At 68.1% G+C, this 23,826-nt stretch carries 20 protein-coding genes and 2 pseudogenes; 8 read left to right on the forward strand and 14 right to left on the reverse strand.

Going from position 1 to position 23,826, the window contains the following annotated elements:
- Nucleotides 1-20: 20 nt before the first annotated feature.
- Nucleotides 21-833 (forward strand): LuxR C-terminal-related transcriptional regulator, encoded by an 813-nt coding sequence (locus C6A86_RS23840; protein ID WP_105364604.1) that lies wholly within the window; start codon nt 21-23, stop codon nt 831-833.
- Here the strand turns inward: C6A86_RS23840 and C6A86_RS23845 are convergent.
- The 4 genes from C6A86_RS23845 to C6A86_RS23860 form a co-directional block, all read right to left on the reverse strand.
- Nucleotides 830-1,615, reverse strand: coding sequence for a nitrilase-related carbon-nitrogen hydrolase (locus C6A86_RS23845; protein ID WP_105364605.1), 786 nt, complete (start codon nt 1,613-1,615; stop codon nt 830-832). The two genes, C6A86_RS23840 and C6A86_RS23845, sit on opposite strands and share 4 nt — an antisense overlap.
- A complete protein-coding gene (locus tag C6A86_RS23850; RefSeq protein WP_105364606.1) occupies nt 1,612-3,432 on the reverse strand; it encodes an ABC transporter ATP-binding protein in 1,821 nt (606 codons plus the stop codon). The genes C6A86_RS23845 and C6A86_RS23850 overlap by 4 nt, the downstream gene beginning before the upstream one ends.
- Nucleotides 3,429-5,216, reverse strand: coding sequence for an ABC transporter ATP-binding protein (locus tag C6A86_RS23855; protein ID WP_233213103.1), 1,788 nt, complete (start codon nt 5,214-5,216; stop codon nt 3,429-3,431). Before C6A86_RS23855 ends, C6A86_RS23850 begins: the two co-directional genes overlap by 4 nt.
- Nucleotides 5,217-5,335: 119 nt before the next feature.
- Nucleotides 5,336-6,151, reverse strand: coding sequence for an ion transporter (locus C6A86_RS23860; RefSeq protein WP_233213104.1), 816 nt, complete (start codon nt 6,149-6,151; stop codon nt 5,336-5,338).
- A gap of 101 nt (nt 6,152-6,252) precedes the next feature.
- Between C6A86_RS23860 and C6A86_RS23865 the strand changes: the two are divergent.
- Together C6A86_RS23865 and C6A86_RS23870 are read left to right on the forward strand one after the other, a co-directional pair.
- Nucleotides 6,253-6,956 (forward strand): annotated as a pseudogene (locus C6A86_RS23865) (response regulator transcription factor).
- 14 nt (nt 6,957-6,970) lie between these two features.
- The gene (locus tag C6A86_RS23870; protein ID WP_105364610.1) at nt 6,971-8,329 is read left to right on the forward strand and encodes a cell wall metabolism sensor histidine kinase WalK; all 1,359 of its coding nucleotides are present in this window, start codon (nt 6,971-6,973) and stop codon (nt 8,327-8,329) included.
- Nucleotides 8,330-8,520: 191 nt separating this feature from the next.
- On the opposite strand, the gene C6A86_RS23875 is transcribed toward C6A86_RS23870, so the two are convergent.
- Nucleotides 8,521-9,486, reverse strand: coding sequence for an OmpA family protein (locus tag C6A86_RS23875; RefSeq protein WP_105364611.1), 966 nt, complete (start codon nt 9,484-9,486; stop codon nt 8,521-8,523).
- A 17-nt stretch (nt 9,487-9,503) separates the two neighbouring features.
- Complete coding sequence (locus tag C6A86_RS23880) at nt 9,504-9,866, reverse strand: FKBP-type peptidyl-prolyl cis-trans isomerase (protein WP_105364612.1); 363 nt, start codon at nt 9,864-9,866, stop codon at nt 9,504-9,506.
- A gap of 32 nt (nt 9,867-9,898) precedes the next feature.
- Here C6A86_RS23880 and C6A86_RS23885 point away from each other — a divergent pair, with 32 nt between their 5' ends.
- Nucleotides 9,899-11,455 (forward strand): NAD(P)/FAD-dependent oxidoreductase, encoded by a 1,557-nt coding sequence (locus C6A86_RS23885; protein WP_105364613.1) that lies wholly within the window; start codon nt 9,899-9,901, stop codon nt 11,453-11,455.
- Nucleotides 11,456-11,488: 33 nt separating this feature from the next.
- Here the strand turns inward: C6A86_RS23885 and C6A86_RS23890 are convergent, their stop codons facing one another.
- From C6A86_RS23890 to pdxH, 6 genes are all read right to left on the reverse strand, one after another.
- Nucleotides 11,489-11,899, reverse strand: coding sequence for a MarR family winged helix-turn-helix transcriptional regulator (locus tag C6A86_RS23890; protein ID WP_105364614.1), 411 nt, complete (start codon nt 11,897-11,899; stop codon nt 11,489-11,491).
- Entirely contained in the window at nt 11,892-13,313 is a 1,422-nt protein-coding gene (locus tag C6A86_RS23895) for a DHA2 family efflux MFS transporter permease subunit (RefSeq protein ID WP_396835387.1), read from the reverse strand. Before C6A86_RS23895 ends, C6A86_RS23890 begins: the two co-directional genes overlap by 8 nt.
- Before the next feature lie 95 nt (nt 13,314-13,408).
- Nucleotides 13,409-14,710: a citrate synthase gene (locus tag C6A86_RS23900; protein ID WP_105364616.1), complete on the reverse strand. Its 1,302-nt coding sequence runs from the start codon at nt 14,708-14,710 to the stop codon at nt 13,409-13,411.
- Between the two features lie 72 nt (nt 14,711-14,782).
- Complete coding sequence (locus C6A86_RS23905) at nt 14,783-15,478, reverse strand: TetR/AcrR family transcriptional regulator (RefSeq protein WP_105364617.1); 696 nt, start codon at nt 15,476-15,478, stop codon at nt 14,783-14,785.
- Complete coding sequence (locus tag C6A86_RS23910; RefSeq protein ID WP_105364618.1) at nt 15,471-16,160, reverse strand: TetR/AcrR family transcriptional regulator; 690 nt, start codon at nt 16,158-16,160, stop codon at nt 15,471-15,473. Before C6A86_RS23910 ends, C6A86_RS23905 begins: the two co-directional genes overlap by 8 nt.
- 40 nt (nt 16,161-16,200) lie before the next feature.
- Nucleotides 16,201-16,860, reverse strand: a complete 660-nt coding sequence (gene pdxH / locus C6A86_RS23915) for a pyridoxamine 5'-phosphate oxidase (protein ID WP_233213105.1) — start codon at nt 16,858-16,860, stop codon at nt 16,201-16,203.
- Nucleotides 16,861-16,914: 54 nt separating this feature from the next.
- Between pdxH and C6A86_RS23920 the strand changes: the two genes are divergently transcribed.
- The 3 genes from C6A86_RS23920 (at nt 16,915) to C6A86_RS23930 (ending at nt 19,192) form a co-directional block, all read left to right on the forward strand.
- A complete protein-coding gene (locus tag C6A86_RS23920; protein WP_396834185.1) occupies nt 16,915-18,042 on the forward strand; it encodes a citrate synthase 2 in 1,128 nt (375 codons plus the stop codon).
- Nucleotides 18,039-18,647 (forward strand): maleylpyruvate isomerase N-terminal domain-containing protein, encoded by a 609-nt coding sequence (locus C6A86_RS23925; protein ID WP_105364619.1) that lies wholly within the window; start codon nt 18,039-18,041, stop codon nt 18,645-18,647. The genes C6A86_RS23920 and C6A86_RS23925 overlap by 4 nt, the downstream gene beginning before the upstream one ends.
- A 92-nt stretch (nt 18,648-18,739) precedes the next feature.
- Nucleotides 18,740-19,192 carry a VOC family protein gene (locus tag C6A86_RS23930; protein ID WP_105364620.1) on the forward strand — a complete coding sequence of 151 codons (453 nt, stop codon included), beginning with the start codon at nt 18,740-18,742 and terminating at the stop codon, nt 19,190-19,192.
- Between the two features lie 183 nt (nt 19,193-19,375).
- Here C6A86_RS23930 and C6A86_RS23935 read toward each other — a convergent pair.
- Nucleotides 19,376-21,673 (reverse strand): annotated as a pseudogene (locus C6A86_RS23935) (family 1 glycosylhydrolase); the annotation flags it as partial.
- An 82-nt stretch (nt 21,674-21,755) separates the two neighbouring features.
- Between C6A86_RS23935 and C6A86_RS23940 the strand changes: the two are divergent.
- Nucleotides 21,756-22,181 carry a nuclear transport factor 2 family protein gene (locus tag C6A86_RS23940; protein ID WP_233213106.1) on the forward strand — a complete coding sequence of 142 codons (426 nt, stop codon included), beginning with the start codon at nt 21,756-21,758 and terminating at the stop codon, nt 22,179-22,181.
- Here C6A86_RS23940 and C6A86_RS23945 read toward each other — a convergent pair.
- Nucleotides 22,178-23,824 (reverse strand): 4Fe-4S binding protein, encoded by a 1,647-nt coding sequence (locus tag C6A86_RS23945; protein WP_105364622.1) that lies wholly within the window; start codon nt 23,822-23,824, stop codon nt 22,178-22,180. The genes C6A86_RS23940 and C6A86_RS23945 overlap by 4 nt on opposite strands.
- Nucleotides 23,825-23,826 lie beyond the last annotated feature (2 nt).

Genomic DNA, 23,826 nt, shown 5'->3' on the forward strand with positions numbered 1-23,826 from the left:
CCCGAAAGAGGGGAACACCCGTGACTCCCCTGCTGAGGCCCCGCGATACCGACGCGGTGCGCGCCGAGTTGCGCCGGGTGTCCGTCGAGGGCGGGGTCCCGGTGCTGTTCGGCGGCGAGGTGGCCGGCGATGCGCTGCTGCTCAGTGAGTTCGTCGGCACCCGGACCGGGCTGCTGCGCGGCCTGGTGGTGCGGTCGAGTTCCGGGCTCGGCGGGGCCAGCATGGTCGAGGGCCGGCCGCTGTCGGTGGCCGATTACCGCAGTGCCTCGACCATCACCCATGACTATGACGCCCCGGTGCTCTCGGAGGGCATCCGTTCGGTGCTGGCGGTGCCGGTGATCGTGGACGGCGTGCCGCGCGCCATGTTGTACGGCGCGTACCGGTCCGGGGCGCCGTTCGGGGGCCGGGCCGCCGATCTGATGGTCGGCGCCGGCCGCCGACTGGCCGACGAGCTACGTATCCGCGACGAGGTGGACCGCCGGCTGCGGTTACGCGAGGCGCAGCAGACCGGCGCGGCCAACCCGGAGACCATCCGCGAGGTGTACGCCGGGTTGCGCAGTCTGGCCGGCCGCGCCGAAGGCGACACCGGCGCCGAGCTGCACCGGCTGGCCGACCTGTTGTCGGCGCCTTCCGAGGACGTGCATCTGACCCCGCGCGAGCTGGACGTGCTGGCCCAGATCGCGCTGGGCTGCACCAATGCCGAAGCCGCCGAACGGCTTTCGCTCAAGACCGAGACGGTGAAGAGCTATCTGCGCAGTGCCGCAGCGAAACTGGGCACCCGCACCCGGCATGAGTCGGTGTCCCGGGCTCGCCGGGCCCGGTTGATTCCCTAGTACAACTCAGGTCGCCGGTCGGCGAACACATCGTTGTTCGCGCCGAGGGTCTTGCTGGGATCGATATCGACCTCCGCCGTCGCGACACCGTCGGCATCCGGCACAGCGACGATCCAGCCGTCGCGGTCTATGACGGCGGTGCCGCCGGTCCACTGCACGCCGCGCTCGGTGCCGTGCCGGTCGGCGATCGCGATCGGCAGCCGCGAGGCCCGCGCGGCGGCCATCGCCTGGATGGTCTCGGGTGCATGCTCGCCGGCCGGGCGCTCGGCCAGCGGCCAGTTCACCGGCAGCGCCAGCACTTCCGCTCCCGCCAGCGCCAACCGCCGCGGCACCTCCGGGAATTCGATGTCATAACAGATGGCGACGCCGAGCCGGCCGATCGCAGTGTCCAGCACCATTCCCGCTTCCTCACCGAGGGCGAAGAACCGGTACTCCTCGTCCCACAGATGCGCCTTGCGGTAGCAGCCCAGCGTGCCGGTCCGGTCGAACACCAGCGCGGAGTTGAACAAGTGCTCCCCCACGCGTTCGCAGAACCCGATCACCGCCACCGCACCCTCGGGCACAGCATCGGCCAGCCCGGTCAGCCGCGGATCATCGACCGTCATCGACAGCGCGCGGGCCTCGTCGATATCGCTGAAGACGTACCCGCTGGTGGCCAGCTCCGGAAGGACGATCAGCCCTGGCTCGGACCGCTGCAGGGCAGCGTGGGCAGCAGCAAAGTTGCTTGCCTCGTCACCGAATTCGATCGGCAAGGCGACCGACGACACCCGCAGCAGGCTCATGCCAACGACTCCACCCACGCGCGGTGCAGCGCGGCGAATCGGCCGTCGCCGCCGATCAACTCGGCCGGCGGGCCGTCCTCGACCACCTCGCCGTGTTCGAGCACCAGCACCCGGTCGGCGATCTGCACCGTGGACAACCGGTGCGCGATCACCACCGCGGTGCGGTCGGCCAGCACCGTGGCCAGGGCCTGCTGCACCATCCGTTCGCTCGGGATGTCCAACGACGAGGTGGCCTCGTCGAGGATCAGCACCGCCGGGTCCGCCAGGAACGCGCGGGCGAACGCGATGAGCTGGCGCTGCCCGGCCGAGAGCCGGCCGCCGCGCTTGGCGACATCGGTCAGATACCCCTCGGGCAGCGCGTCGATGAACCGGTCTGCACCCACCGCGATGGCCGCCTCGCGGACCTCGGCGTCGGTGGCCGACGGCCGGCCGAACCGGATGTTGTCGGCGACAGTGCCCTCGAACATGAAGTTCTCCTGGGTCACCATCACCACATGCGAACGCAGATCGGCCTGGGCGATATCACGCAGGTCGGTGCCATCCAGCGTCACCGATCCGCTGACCGGGTCATAGAAGCGGGCCAGCAGTTTGGCGATGGTGGTCTTGCCCGCGCCGGTGGTCCCGACCAGCGCGACGGTCTGCCCGGCCGGGATGTCCAGCTTGAGCGACGGCAGCACCGGGCGGTCTCGAACATAGGAGAAGTGCACATCGTCGAAGGTGATGTGGCCCTTCACGTCCTTCAACCGCACCGGATGCGCCGGGTCCTCGATATCGGGATCCTCGTCGAGCACGCCGGCGATCTTCTCCAGCGCCGCCGATGCGGACTGGAAGGTGTTGAAGAACTGCGAGATCTCCTGCATGGGTTCGAAGAAGATGCGCAGGTACAGCAGGAAGGCGGTCAGGGTGCCCAGCGTCATCTGGTCTTCCAGCACCAGATATCCGCCGTAGAGCAACACCGCGCCGGTGGCGAGGTTGCCGGTCAGCCGCACCGCGGGCATGAAGACCGCCAACAGTTTGAATGCTCGCTCGTTGATCGACTTGTACTGGTCGGCAACGTCTTCGAAGATCTCCTGGTTGCGCGGTTCCCGGTTGTAGGCCTGCACCGCCTTGATGCCGGTCATGGTCTCGACGAACTGCACGATGACCAGCGCGGCGGCCTCGCGCACCTTGAGGTAGGTGCGCGAGGACTCGCTGCGGAACCACATCGTCAGACCCACCAGGATCGGGAACGCGCACAGGCAGGCCAGGCCGAGCCGCCAGTCCAGCACGAGCAGCAACACGGCGGTGCCGAACATGGTCAGCACCGCGGTGATCAGACCGTCGAATCCGGTGGCCAGCATGTCCTGGATGGCGTCGACGTCGTTGGTCGATCGCGCCACCACCCGCCCCGAGGTGTAGCGGTCGTGGAACGCCACGTCGAGGCGCTGGAAATGCCGGAAAAGCCTGCGGCGCAGCTCGATCAGGATTTCCTGGCCGATCCGGCCGGACCGGCGCAGGAAGTACATCCGGCTGGTGGCCTGCAGCGCCACCACACCGCACAGGGCGCCCAGGATCAGGAACAGTTCGTGCGCGGTGCCGCCGGCGGCGATCGGCGGGATGCCGTGGTCGATACCGCGCTGCACCAGCAGCGGCACCGACAGCCGGGCCGCGTTCTCCAGCACGACGACCACGGCGAGCACCGCCACCACCGACTTGTAGGGCCGCAGGAGCGATCCCAGCAGCGAGCGCGCCTCCCGGCGCCGGCAGATCGTCTCGTCGATGGGCAGGTTCTCGTCATCGGCGGAGACGGCCTTGCCCCGCCAGTCGGTGGTGCTCACTGGTCTACCCCGGCCAGTTCCTCATCGGCGGCCAGCAGATACCGGTACTCCGGCGCGTCGGCCAGCAGCTCGGCGTGCGTCCCCACCCGGGTGACGGTGCCGCCCTCCAGCAGGGCAACCCGGTCGGCGAGCAGCACCGTGGAGGCCCGGTGTGCCACCACGATGCCGGTGACATCACGCAGCACCCGGCCCAGCGCCTCGGTGACCTCGGCCTCGGTGTGCACGTCCAGCGCCGACAGGGTGTCGTCGAGCACCAGGATGCGCGGGTCGGCGATGATGGCGCGGGCCAGCGAAAGGCGTTGCCGCTGACCACCGGACAGGCTCATGCCCTGCTCACCGATGCGGGTGTCCAGACCGAACGGCAGGTCGTAGACGAACCCGGCGGCCGCCACGTCGATGGCCTCGGCCAACCGCTCCTCGGTCGCGTCCGGGCTACCGAGGCGAAGGTTCTCGGCCACCGACATGGAGAACAGCGTCGGGTCCTCGAAGGCGGTCGCCACGGTGTGGCGCAGCGCAGGCAGCGACAGCTCACGGATATCGGTGCCGTCGACCAGGATCGCGCCCTCGCTGACATCGTGCAGCCGGGACAGCAACGCGGCCAGCACGGATTTCCCGGATCCCGTGGCACCGACCAGGGCGACGGTCTCCCCGGACTCCACCGCGAGGTTCACGTGCCGCAGCGCCCAGTGCTCGCTGTCCGGAAAGCGGAACCCGACGTCGACAAGTTCCAGCCGGCCGCCGCGCGGCGCCTCAGCGCGCGGTCCGTCGCTGATCGTGCGGGGCTCGTCGAAGATCTCGGCGACCCGGTTGGCCGCCGTCATCGATTCCTGGGTCATCGACAGCAGGAAGCCCAGCGAGGCGATCGGCCACACCAGGGACAGCATCATGGTGATGAACGCGACCAGCGTGCCCATGGTGACCAGGCCGTGGCCCGCGGCGTACGCACCGAACCCGAGCACGATGATCAGCGTGATGTTCGGGATGACCTCCAGCAGCGTCCAGAACTTGGCGGACACCCCGACCTTGCGCACCTCGGTGTCGAACAGACCGGTGGCCCGCTCGTCGAAGCCGCGGTAGGCGTGCTCCTCACGGCCGAAGGACTTGATCACCCGCAGCCCGAGCGCGGATTCCTCGACGTGGGTGGCGACATTGCCCGCCTGATCCTGAGACTGCCGGGACAACAGGGTGAACTGCCGCTGGAAGTGCAGGATCGTCAGCGTGATCGGCACGATGGCCACCACCACGACGACACCCAGCGGCCAGTACATCGCCAGCAGGATGGTCGTCACCACGATGATCTGGACGACGTTGAGCATCAGGAACAGCAGCCCGAAGGACAGGAACTGCCGGATGGCGCTCAGATCGTTCATCACCCGCGACAGCAGCTGACCCGACTGCCAGTTGCCGTGGAACGACATCGGCAGGATCTGCAGCCGGGCGTAGAGGTCCTTACGGATATCGGCCTCGACGCCCATGGTCGCGCGGGCCACCAGCCAGCGCCGGATGAACCACAGCACCGCCTCCATGACCAGCAGGGCGGTGGCCGCCAGCCCCAGCGTCCACAGGCCCGCGGAATCCTTCTCGCGCACCGGGCCGTCGATGACGGCCTTGGTGAGCAGGGGCACCGACACCGTGGCGGCCAGGCTGACGAACGCCGCCACCACCATCGCGATCCAGCGGACCCGGTAGGGCTTCAGGTACGGCAGCAGCCGCAGGATGTCCGAGGACGACCTGATGCGCCGCGGTGGCGGCGCGATCGCCGGCACCGATTGCAGTCCTGACACGCGCAACCACCTCCTCCCCCTACCCATACTGAGTTCTACGCCATGAATCCGACAACCGGATTAACCGCCGTCAGGCCACCGTAAAACCTCAACAATGGATGAGGTCAAACCCATACCGGTCAGGGCCGGCGGTGGGTTTTCGCCAGTTCGGTCTCGGCCTCCTCCAATGCTGTCCGCGCGGCCCGCAGCCTGGCCAGCAGGTCGTCGGTCTCGTGTTCCTTGCGATCCGCCGAGCGCGCCTCCTCCATCGAATTCAGCACGATGCCGATGAAGAGGTTGAAAATGAGGAAACTCGCCAGCACCGCATAGGAGACGAAGAACACCACCGTCCACGGTGAGATCTCCAGGCCCATCGCGATGTTGTCCGGCAGGTTCTCCAGGGTGAGCATCAGGAACATCGTCAGCATCGCGACGCCGATGTTCCCGTAGTTGTCGGGATCGTGCCCACTGAACAGCACCCAGCCGATCATCCCGTAGATGTAGATCAGCAGCACCGTGCCGGCGGCCAGCGAGGCGACACCGGGCACACTGCGGCCCACGGCGGCGACGATGACCCGCAGGTCGGGCAGGAACCGCACGATGCGCACGATGCGCAGCAGCCGGATCAGCCGCAGCAGCATCGCGTTCTCCCGCAACCACGGCAGCAGCGACGCGACCACGACGAGGAAGTCGAAGATGTTCCAGCCGTCCTTGACGAACTCCCGCGGATTCCAGCCGCAGGCGGTGATCCGGATCAGCAGTTCGACGACGTAGATGCCGAGGATGGCGTTGTTGAGCGTGCCGAACAGTCCACGGTGCGCGTCGGCAAGGGGCTGGAAGGTCTCCACACCCAGGACCACCGCGTTGACGAGGATCACCGACATCATCACGACGTCGAACACGGGGTCGGCGACCAGCGCCTTGGCCCGCGCCACCAGGGACGGAGTCGAATTCACGGTAAGTACATAGCACGGTTTGGCACCCCGCCCGGAAAGGACGCAGCGCCGACCGACCAGCATCCCCCAGCCGCTGACAGCTTTCAGGCAGTATTGGCGCCATGGAAAGTGGTACCCCGGCGTCACCTCGGGTTCTCGTCGTCGACGACGACCCCGATGTACTCGCCTCGCTGGAACGTGGCCTGCGGCTGTCCGGGTTCGAGGTGTCCACCGCCGTCGACGGCGCCGAGGCCCTGCGCAGCGCCACCGAGACCCGCCCGGACGCGATCGTGCTGGACATCAACATGCCGGTACTCGACGGTGTCAGCGTGGTCACCGCGCTGCGCGCCATGGACAACGACGTACCGGTCTGCGTGCTGTCGGCCCGCACCAGCGTCGACGACCGGGTTGCCGGTCTTGAGGCCGGCGCCGACGACTATCTGGTGAAGCCGTTCGTGCTGCAGGAGCTGGTGGCGCGGGTCAAGGCGCTGCTGCGCCGCCGTGGGTCCACCGCGACGTTCTCCTCGGAGACCATCTCGGTGGGGCCACTGAGGTCGACATCCCCGGCCGCCGTGCCCGGGTCAACGGCACCGATGTCGACCTGACCAAACGCGAATTCGACCTGCTGGCCGTGCTGGCCGAGCACAAGACCGCCGTGCTGTCCCGCGCCCAGCTGCTCGAGCTGGTGTGGGGCTACGACTTCGCCGCCGACACCAACGTGGTCGATGTGTTCATCGGCTACCTGCGCCGCAAGCTCGAGGCGGGCGGCGCGCCCCGGCTGCTGCACACCGTGCGCGGTGTCGGCTTCGTGCTCCGGACCCAGTAGTTCAGACTGACCCGGTGGACCTGAACGACCGGCTGTACCGCGCGCTGGGCCTTCCCAAGCGCATCCTGTCGCTGCGCACCATCGTCATCGTGGCCGCGCTCGGGGTCGTGCTGACCGTCATCATCATCGGTACCTGGGTGTGGATCGGTATCACCAACGAGCAGTACAGCCAGCTGGACCGGCGCCTCGACTCGATCAGCAGTCTCGGGGACGTCAGCACCCTGCTCAGCAGCGCCATGGCCGACGAAACCGACGCCCCGGTGACCGACCCCGATCTGGTGCGCACCGCGCGCATCGGCGGCGCCACCGTGTCGATTCCCGCCGATGTGGTGCTGCCGGAGTTCCCGGTCGGTTTCGAGACCACCACCATCAACGGCACCGAATACCGGGTGCGTACCTTCTCCGCCGGGCAGGCTTCCATCGCCTTGGGCGCGACCCTCACCGATACCAAGCATCAGATCGACTCCCAGCACCGCCGGGTGCTGCTCATCAGCGGCGGCGTGATCGCCGGCACCGCCCTGGTCGGCTGGATCATCTCGGCGGTCATGATCACCCCGTTCCGCCGGCTGGCCCAGCAGGCCCGCGCCATCAACGCGCAGTCCAACCCGGACGAGGTCAATGTGCGCGGGGTGTGGGAGGCCAGCGAGATCGGCGAGGCCGTGGAGGGCATGCTGGCCCGCATCGGCGATGAACAGCAGCGCACCAAGGCCGCATTGGAGTCGGCCCGGGATTTCGCCGCGGTCGCCTCCCATGAGCTGCGCACCCCGCTGACCGCGATGCGGACCAACCTCGAAGTGCTGGCCACCCTGGACATGCCCGACGAACAACGCGTGGAGGTGCTCGGTGACGTCATCCGCACCCAATCCCGCATCGAGGCCACCCTGTCCGCGCTGGAGCGCCTCGCCCAGGGCCAGCTGTCCACCTCCGATGACCACGCGCCGGTCGACCTGACCGAACTGCTGGACCGTGCGGCGCACGACGCCATGCGGGTGTACCCGGAGCTGGACGTCTCACTGGTGCCCGCGCCGACGGTGCTGATCCTCGGCCTGGCGGCCGGCCTGCGGCTGGCCGTAGACAATGCGATCGCCAATGCGGTGAAACACGGTGACGCGACCCGGGTTCAGCTGTCGGCGGTGAGTTCCCGCGAGGGCGTGGAGATCGCGGTCGACGATGACGGCTGCGGCATCCCCGAGGAGGAACGAACCAAGGTCTTCGAGCGGTTCTCCCGGGGTTCGACCGCATCGCATTCCGGCTCGGGTCTCGGCCTCGCCCTGGTGGCCCAGCAGGCCGAATTACACGGTGGCACGGCATCATTGGAGGCCAGCCCGCTGGGCGGAACGCGCCTGCTGCTGAAACTACCCGGCCCGCACTAGGGTGTCCTGCGAAGCGTGAAGGCCAGCGTCAGCACGACGCCGAGGAAGAACGACAGTGCCAGCAACGCGGCGTTCACGACGACTCCTGTTCATCGGCCGGCCGGACCAGCAGCACGGTCGCTCCCCACGCGACCGCAGAACCGAACACGAACGCCAGCAGGTACCAGAACCACTGCATCACGAATTCCATCTCATCCCCCTGCGCTGACCATGATCTCGATACGACGGTTCTGCTCCCGGCCCGACTCGCTGTCATTGCTCGCGACGGGCTCGGATGAACCCACCCCCTGCGAGGTCACCAGTCGAGGGCGCACCCCCCTCGAGATCAGGGCGTCGGCGACAGCTTTCGCCCGACTCACGCTGACCGAGAGATTGACCGCATCGGTGCCGGCATCATCGGAGTGACCGATGACCGACACCCTCGCGTCCGGGCAGGCCTGCAACTCGTCGGCCAGTTGGGCGAGCAGCGGTGCCGAACTGTCCGCCACCCGGGACCCGTTGGCGTCGAACTGGATCGGGGTACGGAGCAGGCCCGAGATGGCTTGCTGCAGATCGGCGCACCCGCCGGTCAGGCCCGGACTCGTCGGTGCCTGCGGCGCCACACCGGGCGTGATCACCGCGATATCGTCGACCACCGCGAGATCGGGCCACGCGGACTGCACCGCGTCCTCCACACCGGTGGCGATCGCCTCGGACGTGGCGGTACCGGTGAGGACGATATCGCCGCCGTCGATGCTGAACCCGAAGTCCGGCAGCGCCGCCGCGGCGGTCAGCACCGGGTCCAGACCGGCCAGGTCGACCGCGGTGATTCCGTCGATGACGGTCAGCAGGTCGATGACATCGGAGCCCGGCAGCATCGTCCGGGCCCGGTCCAGAGCAAACGTGCGCGACAGCTCATCGGGCACCTGACCACTGAACACAACGTCATTACCGCTGTGCTGCAACGACAGTGGCGCCATCAACACGGTGGCACGCGCACCGGTGCTGGGGGTCGGGGTGGCCTGCGTGTTGATCTCGGCGAGCGGCAGCGAGTCCTCGGTCTGATTCCACCCGCCCGACCCGATCAGCGCGAGGACCAGCGGCACCGCGATGAGGGCGGCCAGCCAGCCAGCGCCCGGCGGCCGCCGGGAGAAGCGGGTCGCGCCGGGCTCGGACATGCTGCTGGTCGGCCGGCTCAGCGAGCTGCGAGCAGATCGATCACGAATATGAGCGTCTTGCCCGACAACTGGTGTCCGCCACCGGCCGGACCGTAGGCCAGCTCCGGCGGGATGGTGAGCTTGCGACGGCCACCGACCTTCATGCCGGGGATACCGTCCTGCCAGCCCTGGATGAGACCCCGCAGCGGGAACGAGATGGCCTCGCCGCGGTTCCACGAGCTGTCGAATTCTTCACCGGTGTCGTACTCGACGCCCAGGTAATGCACCTGCACGGTGCCACCCGGCACCGCCTCGGCGCCGTCGCCGACCGTCACGTCTTCGATGACCAGCTCGGCGGGCGCGGGGCCATCGGGAAATTCAATCTCGGGTTTCGTTGCCACGGTTTCCCACCGTAGTCGGGCAAACTGGTTTTGTGGCCCCAGACCAAGACATCGTGATCGTCGGAGGTGGGCACAACGGTCTCGTCGCGGCGGCGTACCTGGCCCGCGCGGGACGTCGGGTCACGCTGCTGGAACGGCTGGACCATGTCGGGGGCGCCGCGGTGTCCGCGCACGCCTTCGACGGTGTGGATGCACGGTTGTCCCGCTACTCCTATCTGGTGAGCTTGTTACCGCGTCGCATCATCGAGGATCTCGGCGCCCGGTTCCGGCTGGCACGTCGCCGTTACTCGTCCTACACGCCGGATCCGGCGACCCGGGGCGCCACCGGTTTGTTGATCGGCCCGCGAAACACCTTCGCCGCCATCGGCGCAGGGCCCGACGAGGCGCGGTTCAACGAGTTCTACCGGCGCACACGGCTGGTGACCGGCGCCGTGTGGCCGACGCTGATGTCACCGCTGACCACCCGCAACACCATCCACAACCGCGTGCTGGCCGCCGGTGACCCGGCCGCCGGCGCCGCCTGGCAGTCGCTGATCGAGACACCCATCGGGCGCACCGTCACCGAGGCGGTGCGCCACGACCTGGTGCGCGGGGTGATCGCCACCGACGCACTGATCGGCACCTTCGCCGCCACCGACGACCCGTCGCTGGTGCAGAACATCTGTTTCCTCTACCACCTGCTCGGCGGCGGAACCGGCGACTGGGACGTCCCGGTCGGCGGAATGGGCGCGGTCACCGGTGCGTTGAGTGCGGCCGCCTGCGGTTTCGGCGCCGAGATCCGCACCGGCGCCGAGGTGTACGCGATCAGCCCGGACGGTGACGTCAGCTACCGCACCCGCGATGGTGAGCACACCATCCACGGTCGGCACGTGCTTGCCGGGGTGACCCCCGCGGTGCTGGCCCGGCTGCTCGGCGAGCAGGAGCCGAAAGTCGCTCCGGGCGCTCAGATCAAGGTCAATCTGATGCTGAAGAGGTTGCCCCGGCTGCGCGACCAGTGGGTCGGCCCGGAGCAGGCGTTCGCCGGCACGTTCCACATCAACGAGACACTGCGTCAGCTGGACGGTGCCTATGCGGCAGCGTCGTCGGGCGCGATACCCGATCCGCTGCCGTGCGAGGTGTACTGCCACTCGTTGACCGATCCCAGCATCCTGTCGGAACCGTTGCGCAGCAGCGGCGCCCACACCCTGACCGTGTTCGGACTGCACACCCCGCACGGCCTGCTCGCGGAAATGGATCCGGACACCGCCCGCATCAAACTGGCTGCGGCGGCTCTGCATTCGCTGAACTCGGTGCTGGCCGAGCCGATCCAGGACGTCGTGATGCATGATGCGGACGGACGGCCGTGCGTGGAGGCCAAGACCACCACCGACCTGGAGAACGCACTGGGCATGACCGCGGGCAACATCTTTCACGGCGCGCTGGGCTGGCCGTTCGCCGAAGATGACGAGGAGCTCGACACCCCGGCACGGCGCTGGGGTGTGGCCACCGACCACGACGCCATCCTGCTGTGCGGTTCGGGTACCCGCCGCGGCGGCGCGGTGTCCGGTATCGGCGGGCACAATGCGGCGATGGCCGTACTGGAGAGCTAGGCAGCGGCGGGCAGGAGCGCAGCGACCCGGGGATCAACCCAGCTTTTCCAGAAGCGCCTGCAGCGCAGCAAGATCCGTAGCACCGAGGCGACGCAACGGTGCGGGTGCCGGGTTCTCGACGGTATCGATGACAGCGAGCAGCTCACGCCCGGCGGGGGTGAGCGACACCGTCTTGGAGCGGCGGTTGCCCGGGTCGACCTGCCGGACCACCAGACCGCGCTCCTCCAGATCGTTGACGGCCACGGTCGCGGCGGGGGCATCGATCGTGGCAGCGGCCGCGATCTGCTTGACCGACAGCGGCTCGCGGGCCAACCGGGTGAGGATGCGAATCCTGCTGAACGGCAGACCGGTCCGGTCCACCACGGCGCGTTTCCAGGTGTCCTGGTTGTTGATCACCGTCGACGACATCAGGCGCCAGACCTCGTCGGCCAGCTGATCAGGCATCGGCCGCCGCCTTCGGGGCGTCGATGAGCGGGGCGAGTCTGCGGGCCGAGTCCATGGCTCGCGGCGATGTCGACACGAAGCCCAGCACGGTGATGACCACGCCCAGCGCCACACACACCAGCCAGAGCGGACGGGCCGCGGCGGTGAAGTCCCCGGTGCCGGCCAGCGCCGCACCGGCCACCGAACCACACAGGGCCACACCGATACTCACGCCGATCTGGCGGCTGGTGCTGGTCACCGCGGAGGCGGCACCGGCCCGGTCCAGCGGCATCCCGCTGACCGCCGCGTTGGTGATGGGCGCGTTGACCATCGAGAAGCCGATACCGAACACCGCGAACACCGTCATCAGCGCCCACACCGGGGCGGACTCCGGCAGCAGCGCCAGCACGGTGGAGGCCACCGCGATCATCACCCCGGATACCAGCAGGGAGGGCCGGGCCCCGTAGCGGCCCACGAGCCGACCCGACAACGGCGAGAACACCAGCGCCCCGACCGCGATCGGCAGGTAGATCAATCCGGTCTGGACGGCCGAATAGCCGCGCGCACCCTGCAGATACAGCGACATCATGAACAGCAGCGCGCCCCAGGAGGCGAACGCGCAGATGGCGATCACCGTCGCGGAGGCGAACGGCACGCTGCGGAAGAAGCGCAGATCGATGAACGGGTCGGTGCGCCGCGACTCATAACGCAGGAAGGCCGCGAAGGTCAGCACCGACGCCGCGCCCGCGGCGATGACCCGCACGTTGTCCCAGCCCAGCGCGGGACCCTCGATGAGGGTGAAGACGGCGCCGAACAGGAACGCCACCGCCAGCAGTTGGCCGACCGGGTCGATGTTGCGCATCGTCGCCGAACGGGTCTCCGGCACGAAGATCGCCGTCAGCACGATGGCCGCCAGGCAGATCGGCAGGTTGATCCAGAACACCGCCCGCCAGCTGATCAGGTGGATGAGCAGGCCGCCGACGGTGGGGCCCAGCGCCATGGAGATACCCACCACCGCGCCCCAGATACCGATCGCCCGGGCACGTTCGACTGGGCCGGTGAACACCTGCGAGATGATGGACAACGCCACCGGATTGAGCATCGAGCCGCCGATGGCCTGCAGGAACCGCGCGGCGATCAGGGCGTCGATGCCCGGAGCCAGGCTGCACAGCAGCGAGCCGATCGCGAAGATCAACAGTCCGGCCTGGAATACCCGGCGCCGGCCGAAGCGGTCACCCATGGCGCCGGAGAGCATCAGCAGCGAGGCGAGCACCAGGGTGTAGACGTCGATGACCCACTGCAGCTGGGATGCCGTCGCACCCAGATCGGCGCGGATCGACGGGATCGCGACGTTGACGATGGTGGCGTCCATCGACACGATCAGCAAACTCAGACAACAGGACGCGAGGACGATCGCCTTGCGTCGTGGCGTCAGCGTGCCGATGGTGTCGTTCACACAACTATTGTGAAACTACAACTGTTTATCCGGCAAGCGGCACCGGGGTGAGAAATCTCTCGTGAAAAGAGAAGTCAGCGTCCGCCGAGGTCGACGTAATCGCGCTCGGTGTACCCGGTGTAGATCTGACGCGGGCGGCCGATCTTGCCGGGCTCGGAATGCATCTCCCGCCAGTGCGCGATCCAGCCGGGAAGCCGACCGAGCGCGAACAGCACGGTGAACATCCGGGTCGGGAAGCCCATCGCCCGGTAGATGACGCCGGTGTAGTAGTCGACGTTCGGGTAAAGCTTGCGCTCGACGAAGAAGTCGTCGGTCAGCGCGATCTCCTCGAGCTGCTTGGCGATGTCCAGCAGCGGATCGTCGACCCCGAGCTTGGCCAGGATCTTGTCGGCCTGCTCCTTGACGATGCGCGCCCGCGGATCGTAATTCTTGTAGACCCGGTGCCCGAAGCCCATCAGCTTCACGCCGTCCTCGCGGTTCTTCACCTTCTTGACGAACGTCTCGACATCGTCGCCGCCGTCGCGGATCTTGGTGAGCATCTCCAGCACGGCCTGGTTGGCGCCGCCGTGCAGCGGGCCCCACAGCGCATTGATGCCGCCCGAGATCGAGGTGAACAGGTTGGCCTGCGAGGACCCTACGAGGCGCACCGTCGAGGTCGAGCAGTTCTGCTCGTGGTCGGCGTGCAGGATCAGCAGCATGTCCAGCGCGCGGACGATCTCGGGATCGACCTCGTAGGGCTCGGCCGGGAAGCCGAACGTCATCCGCAGGAAGTTCTCCACCAGCGTCAGCGAGTTGTCCGGATACAGGAACGGCTGCCCCTCGGACTTCTTGTAGGCGTACGCGGCGATGGTCGGCAACTTGGCCAGCAGCCGGATCGTCGACAACTCGACCTGCTTGTTGTCCAGTGGGTCCAGCGAGTCCTGGTAGTAGGCGCTCAGCGCGTTGACCGCCGAGGACAGCACCGGCATCGGGTGCGCGTTGCGCGGGAACCCGTCGAAGAAGCGCTTGAGATCCTCGTGCAGCAGGGTGTGCCGCTGGATCTGGTTGGTGAACGAGGCGAGCTCATCGGAGGTCGGCAGCTCACCGTAGATGAGCAGGTAGCTGACCTCGATGAAGGTCGACTTCTCCGCGAGCTGCTCGATCGGGATACCGCGGTAGCGCAGGATGCCCGCGTCACCGTCGATGTAGGTGATCGCGCTCTTGGTCGACGAGGTGTTGACGAAACCGCCGTCGAACGTGGTGTAACCCGTCTTGGCCAGCAGCGGCCCCAGCGCGATACCGTCCGAACCTTCAGAGGCGTGGACGATCTCCAAGTCCAGGGAGCCGCCCGGATAGGACAGGGTGGCTTTCTCGTCAGGGCTGGAGTTGTCGGCCACTGGAACCCCTTCTCTGGGCGTCGGCATGGGTGAGGCGACCGGAAGCCGTCTCTTGATACTGGACGGTAGTCGCTAACAATCCAGCGCGCTTGCGGGGGGTTCCCCGGTGCGCGGATCTGTCGACTCCGGGGCCGAGGTCCACGGCCGCCACGTCCGGGTCAAGGTCTCGTAGGCCGCCGAGATGCGGGCAGCAACGATCTCCGGCTCGATGGGCGGGTGACCGGGCGTGCCCAGGCCCCGGGTCGCGGAGTTCATCAACGCGGTCCAGGTCTCCAGCACCATGTGCACCGCGTCATGGTCTTTGGGTAGACCCATCCGCTTGGCGACGGCGACGACCGTGGGGAACTGGTCCTGCTGCGCGCGGTACGGGATGTTGGTCACCGCGAGGCTCGCCGAGGAGTTCACGATCCGGATCAGCGCCGCCATTCGATGGAAGATCGGCGTCGGCCGGCCGTCCCGGCCGGGCTGCACGGCCTTGAGGTGGGCCCGCAACATCGCCTCGAACTCGTTGATATCGGTGGGCAGCCGTACCAGCTCGTCGGCGACGAACGCAGCGGTGTCCTCGATGATGGCGAAGATCACTGCTTCCTTGGTCGGGAAATACCGGCTGAAGGTGCGCGGCGAGACATCTGCGGCGGCGGCGATCTGCTCGACGGTGGTGTTGTCGAAACCCTGCCGCTCACACAGTTCTGCCGCGGTCTCGATCAACGTGACCCGGGTCCGGAGCTTCTTTCGCTCCCGCAGCCCGCTCGGCTGCCGCTCAGGCATTCGCCGGGATATCGTCGACGGCTGCATGTTGGCCCGGGCTGGAGGCGAAGATCTGGCCGGCGAACCCGGCGACCTGTTCACAGGCCTGGTTGAGCCGCTCGATCATCAACAGCGGGCCCAGCGGTATGCCGTCGACATCCTCGACCAGGTCGCCGCACGCGGCGATGATGATCGCGGAGAAGACCGAAAGCCCGAGCAACAACTGGCGGTCATCCTTCTCGACGCCCATCAGCTCGGCCAGCGCGGCCAGCACCTCAGCAGACTTGAATTGGAATGCACTCTGCTGCAGGGCATCTGCGCTGTTGATCACCCGCAGGGTGAGCACGACGCGGTCACTGGTGAACCCACCGACCTGACCGGCGGCGGACTTGGTGAGCACCGCGATGTGGGCGGCCCGCAGCGCCTCGATCGGGCCGATACCGCGCGGCAGCAGAGCCACTTCGGCAGCGATCTCGTGGGACAGATCCTCCAGCAGGGTGAGGAAGACGGCTTCCTTGCTGGCGAAGTACCGGCTGTACGTCCGCGGCGCCACCTCGGCCACCGCAGCGATCTGGTCGACGGTCGTCTGCTCGTAGCCGTGACGCAGGCAGAGCTCCAACGCCGCGTCGATCAGGATGGCCCGGGTACGCAGCTTTTTTCGTTCGCGCAAACCGAGATCGGTTTCCCTGTCCGCAGCGGCCACCGAGGAATCCTAACCCGACCACCTGTGAGAGCGCCGGAGGTTACGGCTGAAGGCGCTCCACCCGTCCGTCTGCCGGGGTGATCCGAATCCTGTTATGCACCCGGTTTTCCCGGCCCTGCCAGAATTCGACGACTTCGGGCGCGATCAGGTATCCACCCCAATTGGGCGGCACAGGAACGGCTTCGAGGTCGGCGAACCGGGCCGTGACATCGGCGAGCTGGCCGAGCAGCGCCGCACGGGAGGCGATCGGCGCGGACTGCTGCGAAGCCCACGCACCCAGCTGCGAGCCGCGCGGCCGCTTGGACCAGTAGTCGGCGGTCGCCTCGGCCGGCACCCGGATCACCGGGCCGCGCAGATGAATCTGGCGTCCCAGTCCGTACCACGGGAAGGTCGCGGAGGCATACGGCTGTATTGCCAATTGCTCGCCCTTGGCGGAGTCGTAATTGGTGTAGAAGGAGATCCCGTGTTCGTCGGCGCTCTTGCACAACACCGTGCGCGTCACCGGCCGGCCCCGGGCATCGACGGTGCCGACCACCATCGCGTTGGGTTCGGACAGCCCGGCGTCGTGGGCCTCGGCCATCCAGCGGTCGAACAACACCAGCCACCCGTCGGCCACCCAGTCCGCGTCGAGATCGGCGCTGCCGTCTTTCTCGACCGACCCGTATTCGGCCCGCATCCGCGCGAGCTGTTCCGGTTCCATCTGCAGAACGGTACGCGCGCGGCGGCGGTTGCGGACGAGTGCGAGAATCGGCGCATGACGGAGCTGTCGTCGGTGCCGAAGGATTTCGTTCCCGGACTCGCGGGGGTGGTGGCGTTCACCACCGAGATCGCCGAGCCGGACAAGGACGGCGGCGCGCTGCGCTACCGCGGGGTCGACATCGAGGACCTGGTGGACCGCCGGGTCACCTTCGGCGAGGTCTGGGGCCTACTGGTCGATGGCGACTTCGAGCACGGGCTGCCACCGGCCGAACCGTTCCCGCTGCCGATCCACTCCGGCGATGTCCGGGTGGATGTCCAGGCCGGGCTGGCCATGCTGGCGCCGATCTGGGGATACGCGCCGATCCTCGACATCGATGACGCCACCGCCCGCGATCAGCTCGCCCGCGCGTCCGCGATGGCGCTGTCCTACGTGGCCCAGTCCGCCCGCGGGATCTACCAGCCCGCCGTCCCGCAGCGCTCCATCGATGAATGCGCCACCGTCACGGCACGTTTCATGACCCGCTGGCAGGGTGACCCGGATCCCCGGCACGTCGAGGCCATCGACGCCTACTGGGTGACAGCCGCCGAGCACGGGATGAATGCCTCCACCTTCACCGCCCGCGTGATCGCCTCCACCGGTGCGGATGTGGCGGCGGCGCTGTCCGGCGCGGTCGGCGCGATGAGCGGGCCGCTGCACGGCGGCGCGCCCGCCCGGGTGCTGCCGATGCTCGACGAAGCCGAACGCAGCGGTGACGCCCGGGCGGTGGTGAAGGGCATCCTGGATCGCCACGACAAGCTGATGGGCTTCGGCCACCGCGTGTACCGGTCCGAGGACCCCCGGGCCCGGGTGTTGCGCGCTACGGCGAAACGTCTCGGCGTGCCCCGGTATGAGGTGGCGGCGGCCTTCGAGCAGGCCGCGCTCGCCGAACTGCGCGAGCGGCGGCCCGACCGCGCCATCGAGACCAACGTGGAATTCTGGGCCGCGGTCATCCTGGATTTCGCCCAGGTACCGCCGAAGATGATGCCCGCGATGTTCACCTGCGGGCGGACCGCAGGCTGGTGTGCGCACATCCTGGAGCAGAAGCGGCTGGGCAAGCTGGTGCGCCCGTCGGCGGTGTACGTCGGGCCCGACCCCCGCTCGCCGGAGTCGGTCACCGGGTGGGACCGCATCGCCGCGTCATGACCTATTCGGTATTCGCCTCGGCCGCTGCGGCTTTCGCGCGGCTGGTGCGGGCGATACCCGAAACGTCCTGGGACGGTCCGGGCTTGGGCGACTGGGACATGCGCGCGTTGGTCGGACACACCTCACGCTCGCTCATCACCGTCAGCGAGTACCTGCGCGCGCCGGCCGATCATGAGGATGTCGACGACGCCGTCGCCTACTACGTGTGGGTCCGGGAGTTCATGGGTTCCGCCGGCGCCGAGGCCGTCAACGAACGCGGCCGCCAGGCCGGGCGTGATCTCGGGGCCGACCCGGCCGCCGCCGTGGACCGCCTCGTCGCCCGGGCACTGGCCGACGTCGAGAACGCCGGCGATCCGGTCATCAGCGTCATCGGCGGGCTGGGCATCCGGTTGTCGCACTACCTGCAGACCCGGGTGTTCGAGCTGACGGTGCACGGGGCGGACATCGCACGGGCGGCAGGCCTGGATGTCGAGCTACCCGCCGATGCCGTGGAACAGTCCGCGGTGCTGGCCACCCGGGTGGCCGCCCGGTTGGGACAGGGCGAGACGGTGCTGACGGCGCTGACCGGTAGATCCGCCCTACCAGCCGGCTACTCGGTGGTCTGACGACGTGTCACACCCTCGTGATTGTCTGCGATGAGATCCGGGGACCGTCCGGGTCTATAGATCGTCAGTCGCCCGAGATCAGGAGAAGCACCATGGCCATCGAAGTCACCCCCGCCGTCATCCCACACCTGTGCGTCGACGACGCCCCCGCCGCCATCGACTTCTATGTCAAGGCATTCGGTGCCACCGAGATGGGCCGGGTGCCGCAGGCCGACGGCCGGCTCATCCATGCGGCAGTGCAGATCAACGGTTCCACCATCATGCTGAACGACGATTTCCCCGAGTTCGACAACGGCAAGTCCCAGACCCCGAAGTCGTTCGGCGGCACCCCGGTCACCATCCACCTCACCGTCACCGATGTGGATGCCAAGTTCGCCCGGGCCGTCGAGGCGGGCGCAGAGGTGATCATGCCGCTGGACGACCAGTTCTGGGGCGACCGCTACGGCATGGTGCGCGACCCGTTCGGCCACCAGTGGTCGCTGGGCCAGCCGGTCCGGGAGGTCAGCATGGACGAGATCGCCGCGGCTATGCAGGCACAGTCGTAGCTCCGGGCAGGTAGAGCGCCAACAGGTCCGTCGGCAGCGCGTTCGCGCCGGTGATCTGACTGATCGCCGAGATGCTGGCGGGCTTGGGGGTGCGCTGAGCTCAGGTGTGGCCGGGTCGGAGCCGTACAGACCGAACTGCAGGTGGTATCCCTCCGACCATTCCAGGTTGTCGACGAAGGACCAGTAGGTGTAGCCGCGGATATCGGTGCCGTGCGCCACCAGGTCCTGCACGACGGCGATGTGGTTGACGAGGTAGGACGGCCGCTTGGTGTCGTCATCGTCGGCGACGCCGTTCTCGGTGATCCACAGCGGCTTACCGTAGGACGCAGCGACTTCCAGTACCTCACGGAAGCCCCCCGGGTCGATGGGCTGGTTGAAATCGCTGCAGCTCTGCGACGTCGGCTCACACCGGAACGGGATGCCCTGCAGGAAATTGAAGCCCGGCAGCGGAGCGAACCCGAAGCCGCCCATGGGTTGTGAGCCGTAGTACTGCACGCCCAGGAAGTCGACCTTGTCGGCGAACTCGGGATGGATCTCGTCGGCCGTCTTCTTACCGTCGAAGTTCGCGTCGATCCAGCCGTCGATGACCGCGTTGGGGAACCACTGGTTGAACACCTTGTTCCAGGCGTCGGCGGCGGCCACGTCGTTCGTGTTGAGCGGGTTGGCCGGCCGTGCCGGCACCATGTTGTTGGCGAAGCCGACGAACGCGGTGTCATCCCACGTGTGGATCGCGTCATAGGCGGCGACGTGTCCCTTGGCCTCGTTGGTCACGAAGCGGGCGGCCAGATCCGGGCGCAGCACCCCCGGCGGCCAGCTCGGCACCAGCCCGGGGATGGCCAGGAATTCGGTCATCACCGGCGGGAACGGTTCGTTGAGCGTCACCCAGTTGTCCACCTGGTCGCCGAAGGTATAGGCCAGGAAGGCGGCGTACTTCTCGAACTCGACGGGCGTTTGATCCGACAGCCAGCCCGCGGCGGGCGCGGGCAGCCCCAGCTGGATGAGCGGGCGCGCGGTGATCGGGTCGTGCACCCACAGCGGCAGCGTGAAGTGGTTGACGGTCACCAGCGGCTCCAGCCCGTGGGCGCGCAGCGCGTCGAACACGGCCCGGTAGTGCGCCACCTCGACCGGGTTGGCCAACGCCTGCAGGGCCTGCAGATCGGCCAGGCTCACCCCGCCGCCCTCATCCGTGATGTCGATGCCCGCAGTCGAATTCGGGAAGATCCGGCTCCACTCGATCGACATCCGGAAGGTGTTCATGCCGAGTTCTTCCTTGGCCAGCGCGGCATCGGAGTCATAGGACACGTAGGTGCCGGGCCCGTTTTCCGGGACCCCGTTGGTCAGGCCGAGCAGCTGGTTGAGCGGGTGGTGCACCCACTTGTACCAATCGGAGTTCGGGTCTATCGGCGATCCGGGACCGCCTTCGGCCTGGAATCCGGCATGCGCCACGCCCCAATGGAAATCGTCGGGGAAGGACAGGTCGACACCCTCTACCGGGTCGATGTTCACCGTGATGGTGCGGGCCACCCCGTGCCCGCCGCCGGGGCGGATCAGGTTGCCCAGGATGGGGACGTGCTGCAGGAAACCGAGCGGGCCGTGCCAGTGCACGCCGGCGCGTTCATCGTCGACCACGACGGTGAACGAGTCGGTGCCGCCGGTGGTGGCCATGGCGTTCGTCGGTCGATAGATGAAATCGCCTGTGCTCTGGTCGATCTGGACCACGCCACCATTGATCGGGCGGCCGATCACGGTGTAGGTGAGTGGGTCGCCGTCGGGATCGGAAGCGCCGACGTTGCCGAGTACCTGACCGGTGCTGGTCTGCGTCGTCTCGCCGGAGTGGTCGATCTTCGGTGAGCCGTTGAACAGTTCACGGCGGACCCAGGCCAACACCGCCCACACCGAGGGCGGGCCGACGGGTCCCGCGGGCAGTCCCGCGGCGAACGGGCTGAGCACCGCGCCGACCAGACTCTTGACGACATTGGCCACATAGCGGATCGCGGTGACCGGGTTGGGCAGCGTCGACGTCCATTTCACCGGGGCTGCTGCGGTGGCCGCCACCGGGGCGGCGGCCGCGACCACCGGTGCTGCGGTCTGCACCTGAGCCCGCTCAGACGCACTCGGCGGTGCGGGCGTCGCGGTGTCCTCGGCTTCGGCGACCTCGGGCTCGGTGCCGTCGCCCTCGTCGACCGCCGGGGTGCCCGATGTCGGGCCGCTCAGGCGCGGCGTGGACAACCCCCCGCGCGGGCTGGTCTGCGCCTGCCGGACGGTCCGCGGCGCCACCCGGCGTTCGGGCTTCTTGACCTCGGGTTTCGCCTCGGACTCGGCCTCGGGTGTCGAGGCGTGCGCCGTGCCCTGGTCGGCGCCCTGCTCCGTGCCCTGCTGGGCACCTGGGGTCTCGGCCGCGGCCAGACCCGGATACCCCAACCCGGTCGCCGACCAGATGCCGACCACCACTGCCACACCCGCGACCCGACCACTACGCATTTACTTCGTATACACGCTGCACAGCGGCGATATCGGCGAAACTCACATCTCACGTTTCGCCCACGCTTGCCGTCTACAGGGTGTGAACGCAACGATCGACACCGAGCACCTGCTACGCGGCATGTATGCCGCCGAGCGCGACTATCTGGCCGCGGGCGGACCTGGTCAGGCGAACTTCGACATCCTTGCCCCGTTCTTCTCCCCCGACGTCGTCCTTTATCAGGCGCGGGCCCTGCCCTACGGCGGGGTGTGGCGCGGACATCGCGGCATGGATCGGTTCTTCCTCGCGATGAGCCGCACCTGGTCCGAATTCGAGATGACCGGCCAGGAGTTTCTCTGCACGGCCGAAACCTCGGTGGTGCTCACCCGGGTCAATGCTCGCGCCCGGTCGACCGGGCGCGAGCTGAGCTTCCCGATCCTGCAGACGTTGCACGTGGTCGACGGACGCATCGCCGAGGTGCGGCCCTTTTACTGGGACACCGCGGCGATCGTCGCCGCCCTGAACTAACGGCGCAGGCCGGCCAACAGCCGTTTGTACGCGGGCGGACTCGGCGCCGTCGCCGCGGCCGCGAGCATGTCGTCGATATCGACGAACTTGTCCCGCGGGCGCTGCCCGCCACCCCGCGCGATCTCGGCGGCGTCGATGGCTCGCCAGCCCTCGGCGTCAACGACCGCGGGCTGGCGGCCGCGGACCAGTTTGTCCAGCGCCGCCGGCTTGTGGACCGGGTCACCGAGCTGCCCTCGGTTGTAGTCCTCGACCAGGTTGCGCACCGTCTCGGCCGCGCACGACTTGTTGGTGCCGATGAAACCGGTCGGGCCGCGCTTGATCCAGCCCGCGACGTACGCACCGGCGGTATCGAGCACCCGGCCGCCGTCATTGGGCACCACCGCGGCCACGTCGTCGAACGGTAGATCGGCGATTGCCCTGCCGCGGTAGCCGATCGACGTCAGCACCATGCCGGCATCGAGCGTCCCGGCGTCCGCGAACTCGACCCCGGTGACCCGCTCGTCGCCGAGCAGACGCTGCGGGGTGAGCTGGTAGGCCAGCCGGATTCGCGGCCGGGTGATCGGCGCCGAGGCATCCCCCAGCTTGGTCAGGATCTCCAACTTGTTGCGGGTGAGCCGGTCCCCGACGGTGGCCAGGTCGGCGATGACCCGCTGATGGTCGGTGGCGTCGAGCACCACATCGCAGGTGGAAGTCAGGCCGATGAGCTCGGGCAGCGTGAACGCCGAGAACTCGGGTCCGCGCCGCGCCGCGATCACCACCTCCTGCACCTTCGAGCCCCGCAGCGCCGCCAACGCGTGATCGGCGATATCGGTGCGCGCCAAGGCATCCGGATCCGAGGTGAGAATGCGCGCCACGTCGAGTGCGACGTTGCCGTTGCCGATGATGACGACACGATCGTGGCCGAGGTCCACCGGCAGGTCCGCGAACTCGGGGTGCCCGTTGAACCAGGCCACCACCTCGGTCGCGGTGGCGCTACCCGGCAGTCCCATCCCCGCGATGTCGAGGCGGCGGTCGTTGGGCGCGCCGACGGCGTAGAGCACCGCGTGATGATGCTCGAGCAGATCTACGTGGCTCAGGTGCTTGCCCACCTCCACATTGAGGAACGCCGTGAACCCGGCGTGCTCGGACACCCGGTCGAAAAGACGGGTGACCCGCTTGGTGCTCTGATGATCGGGGGCCACCCCGGCCCGCACCAAACCATAAGGCGTGGGCAGCTTCTCGAAGACGTTCACCCGGACCCCTCGCTGGGTGAGCAACTCGTCGGCCGCGTACATCGCCGCCGGCCCCGAGCCGACGATCGCGACCCGTAACGGTCCACCGGGGCGCGGAGACACCATCGGCGCGGGCAGCACCGGCGCCAATTTGGACGTCGGCGGCAGCTTGCCTTGCCGCTTCGGGTAGAAGCCGGCGTTCAATTCGATGAACGGCAGCTGATTGTCGGTGAGCTTGGTGTCCGGAGCGATCGCACCCACCGGACAGGCGCTCACGCACGCGCCGCAGTCCACGCACGCGTCCGGGTCGATGTACAACATCTCGGCGGTCGCGAAACCCGGCTCATCCGGTGAGGGATGAATGCAGTTGACCGGGCACGCATAGACACAGGACCCGTCGCTGCAACACGACTGGGTGATCACATGAGGCATGA

Origin of the sequence: Mycobacterium sp. ITM-2016-00316, assembly GCF_002968335.2 — a bacterium.
Taxonomy (GTDB): Bacteria; Actinomycetota; Actinomycetes; order Mycobacteriales; family Mycobacteriaceae; genus Mycobacterium.

What these genes read in the sequence shown, in the direction of transcription:
- C6A86_RS23845 (WP_105364605.1), bottom strand. Translation starts at nt 1,615, where the DNA reads ATGAGCCTGCTGCGGGTGTCGTCGGTCGCCTTGCCGATCGAATTCGGT.
- C6A86_RS23875 (WP_105364611.1), bottom strand. Translation starts at nt 9,486, where the DNA reads ATGTCCGAGCCCGGCGCGACCCGCTTCTCCCGGCGGCCGCCGGGCGCT.
- C6A86_RS23890 (WP_105364614.1), bottom strand. Translation starts at nt 11,899, where the DNA reads ATGCCTGATCAGCTGGCCGACGAGGTCTGGCGCCTGATGTCGTCGACG.
- C6A86_RS23905 (WP_105364617.1), bottom strand. Translation starts at nt 15,478, where the DNA reads ATGCCTGAGCGGCAGCCGAGCGGGCTGCGGGAGCGAAAGAAGCTCCGG.
- pdxH (WP_233213105.1), bottom strand. Translation starts at nt 16,860, where the DNA reads ATGGAACCGGAACAGCTCGCGCGGATGCGGGCCGAATACGGGTCGGTC.
- C6A86_RS23920 (WP_396834185.1), top strand. Translation starts at nt 16,915, where the DNA reads ATGACGGAGCTGTCGTCGGTGCCGAAGGATTTCGTTCCCGGACTCGCG.
- C6A86_RS23925 (WP_105364619.1), top strand. Translation starts at nt 18,039, where the DNA reads ATGACCTATTCGGTATTCGCCTCGGCCGCTGCGGCTTTCGCGCGGCTG.
- C6A86_RS23930 (WP_105364620.1), top strand. Translation starts at nt 18,740, where the DNA reads ATGGCCATCGAAGTCACCCCCGCCGTCATCCCACACCTGTGCGTCGAC.
- C6A86_RS23945 (WP_105364622.1), bottom strand. Translation starts at nt 23,824, where the DNA reads ATGCCTCATGTGATCACCCAGTCGTGTTGCAGCGACGGGTCCTGTGTC.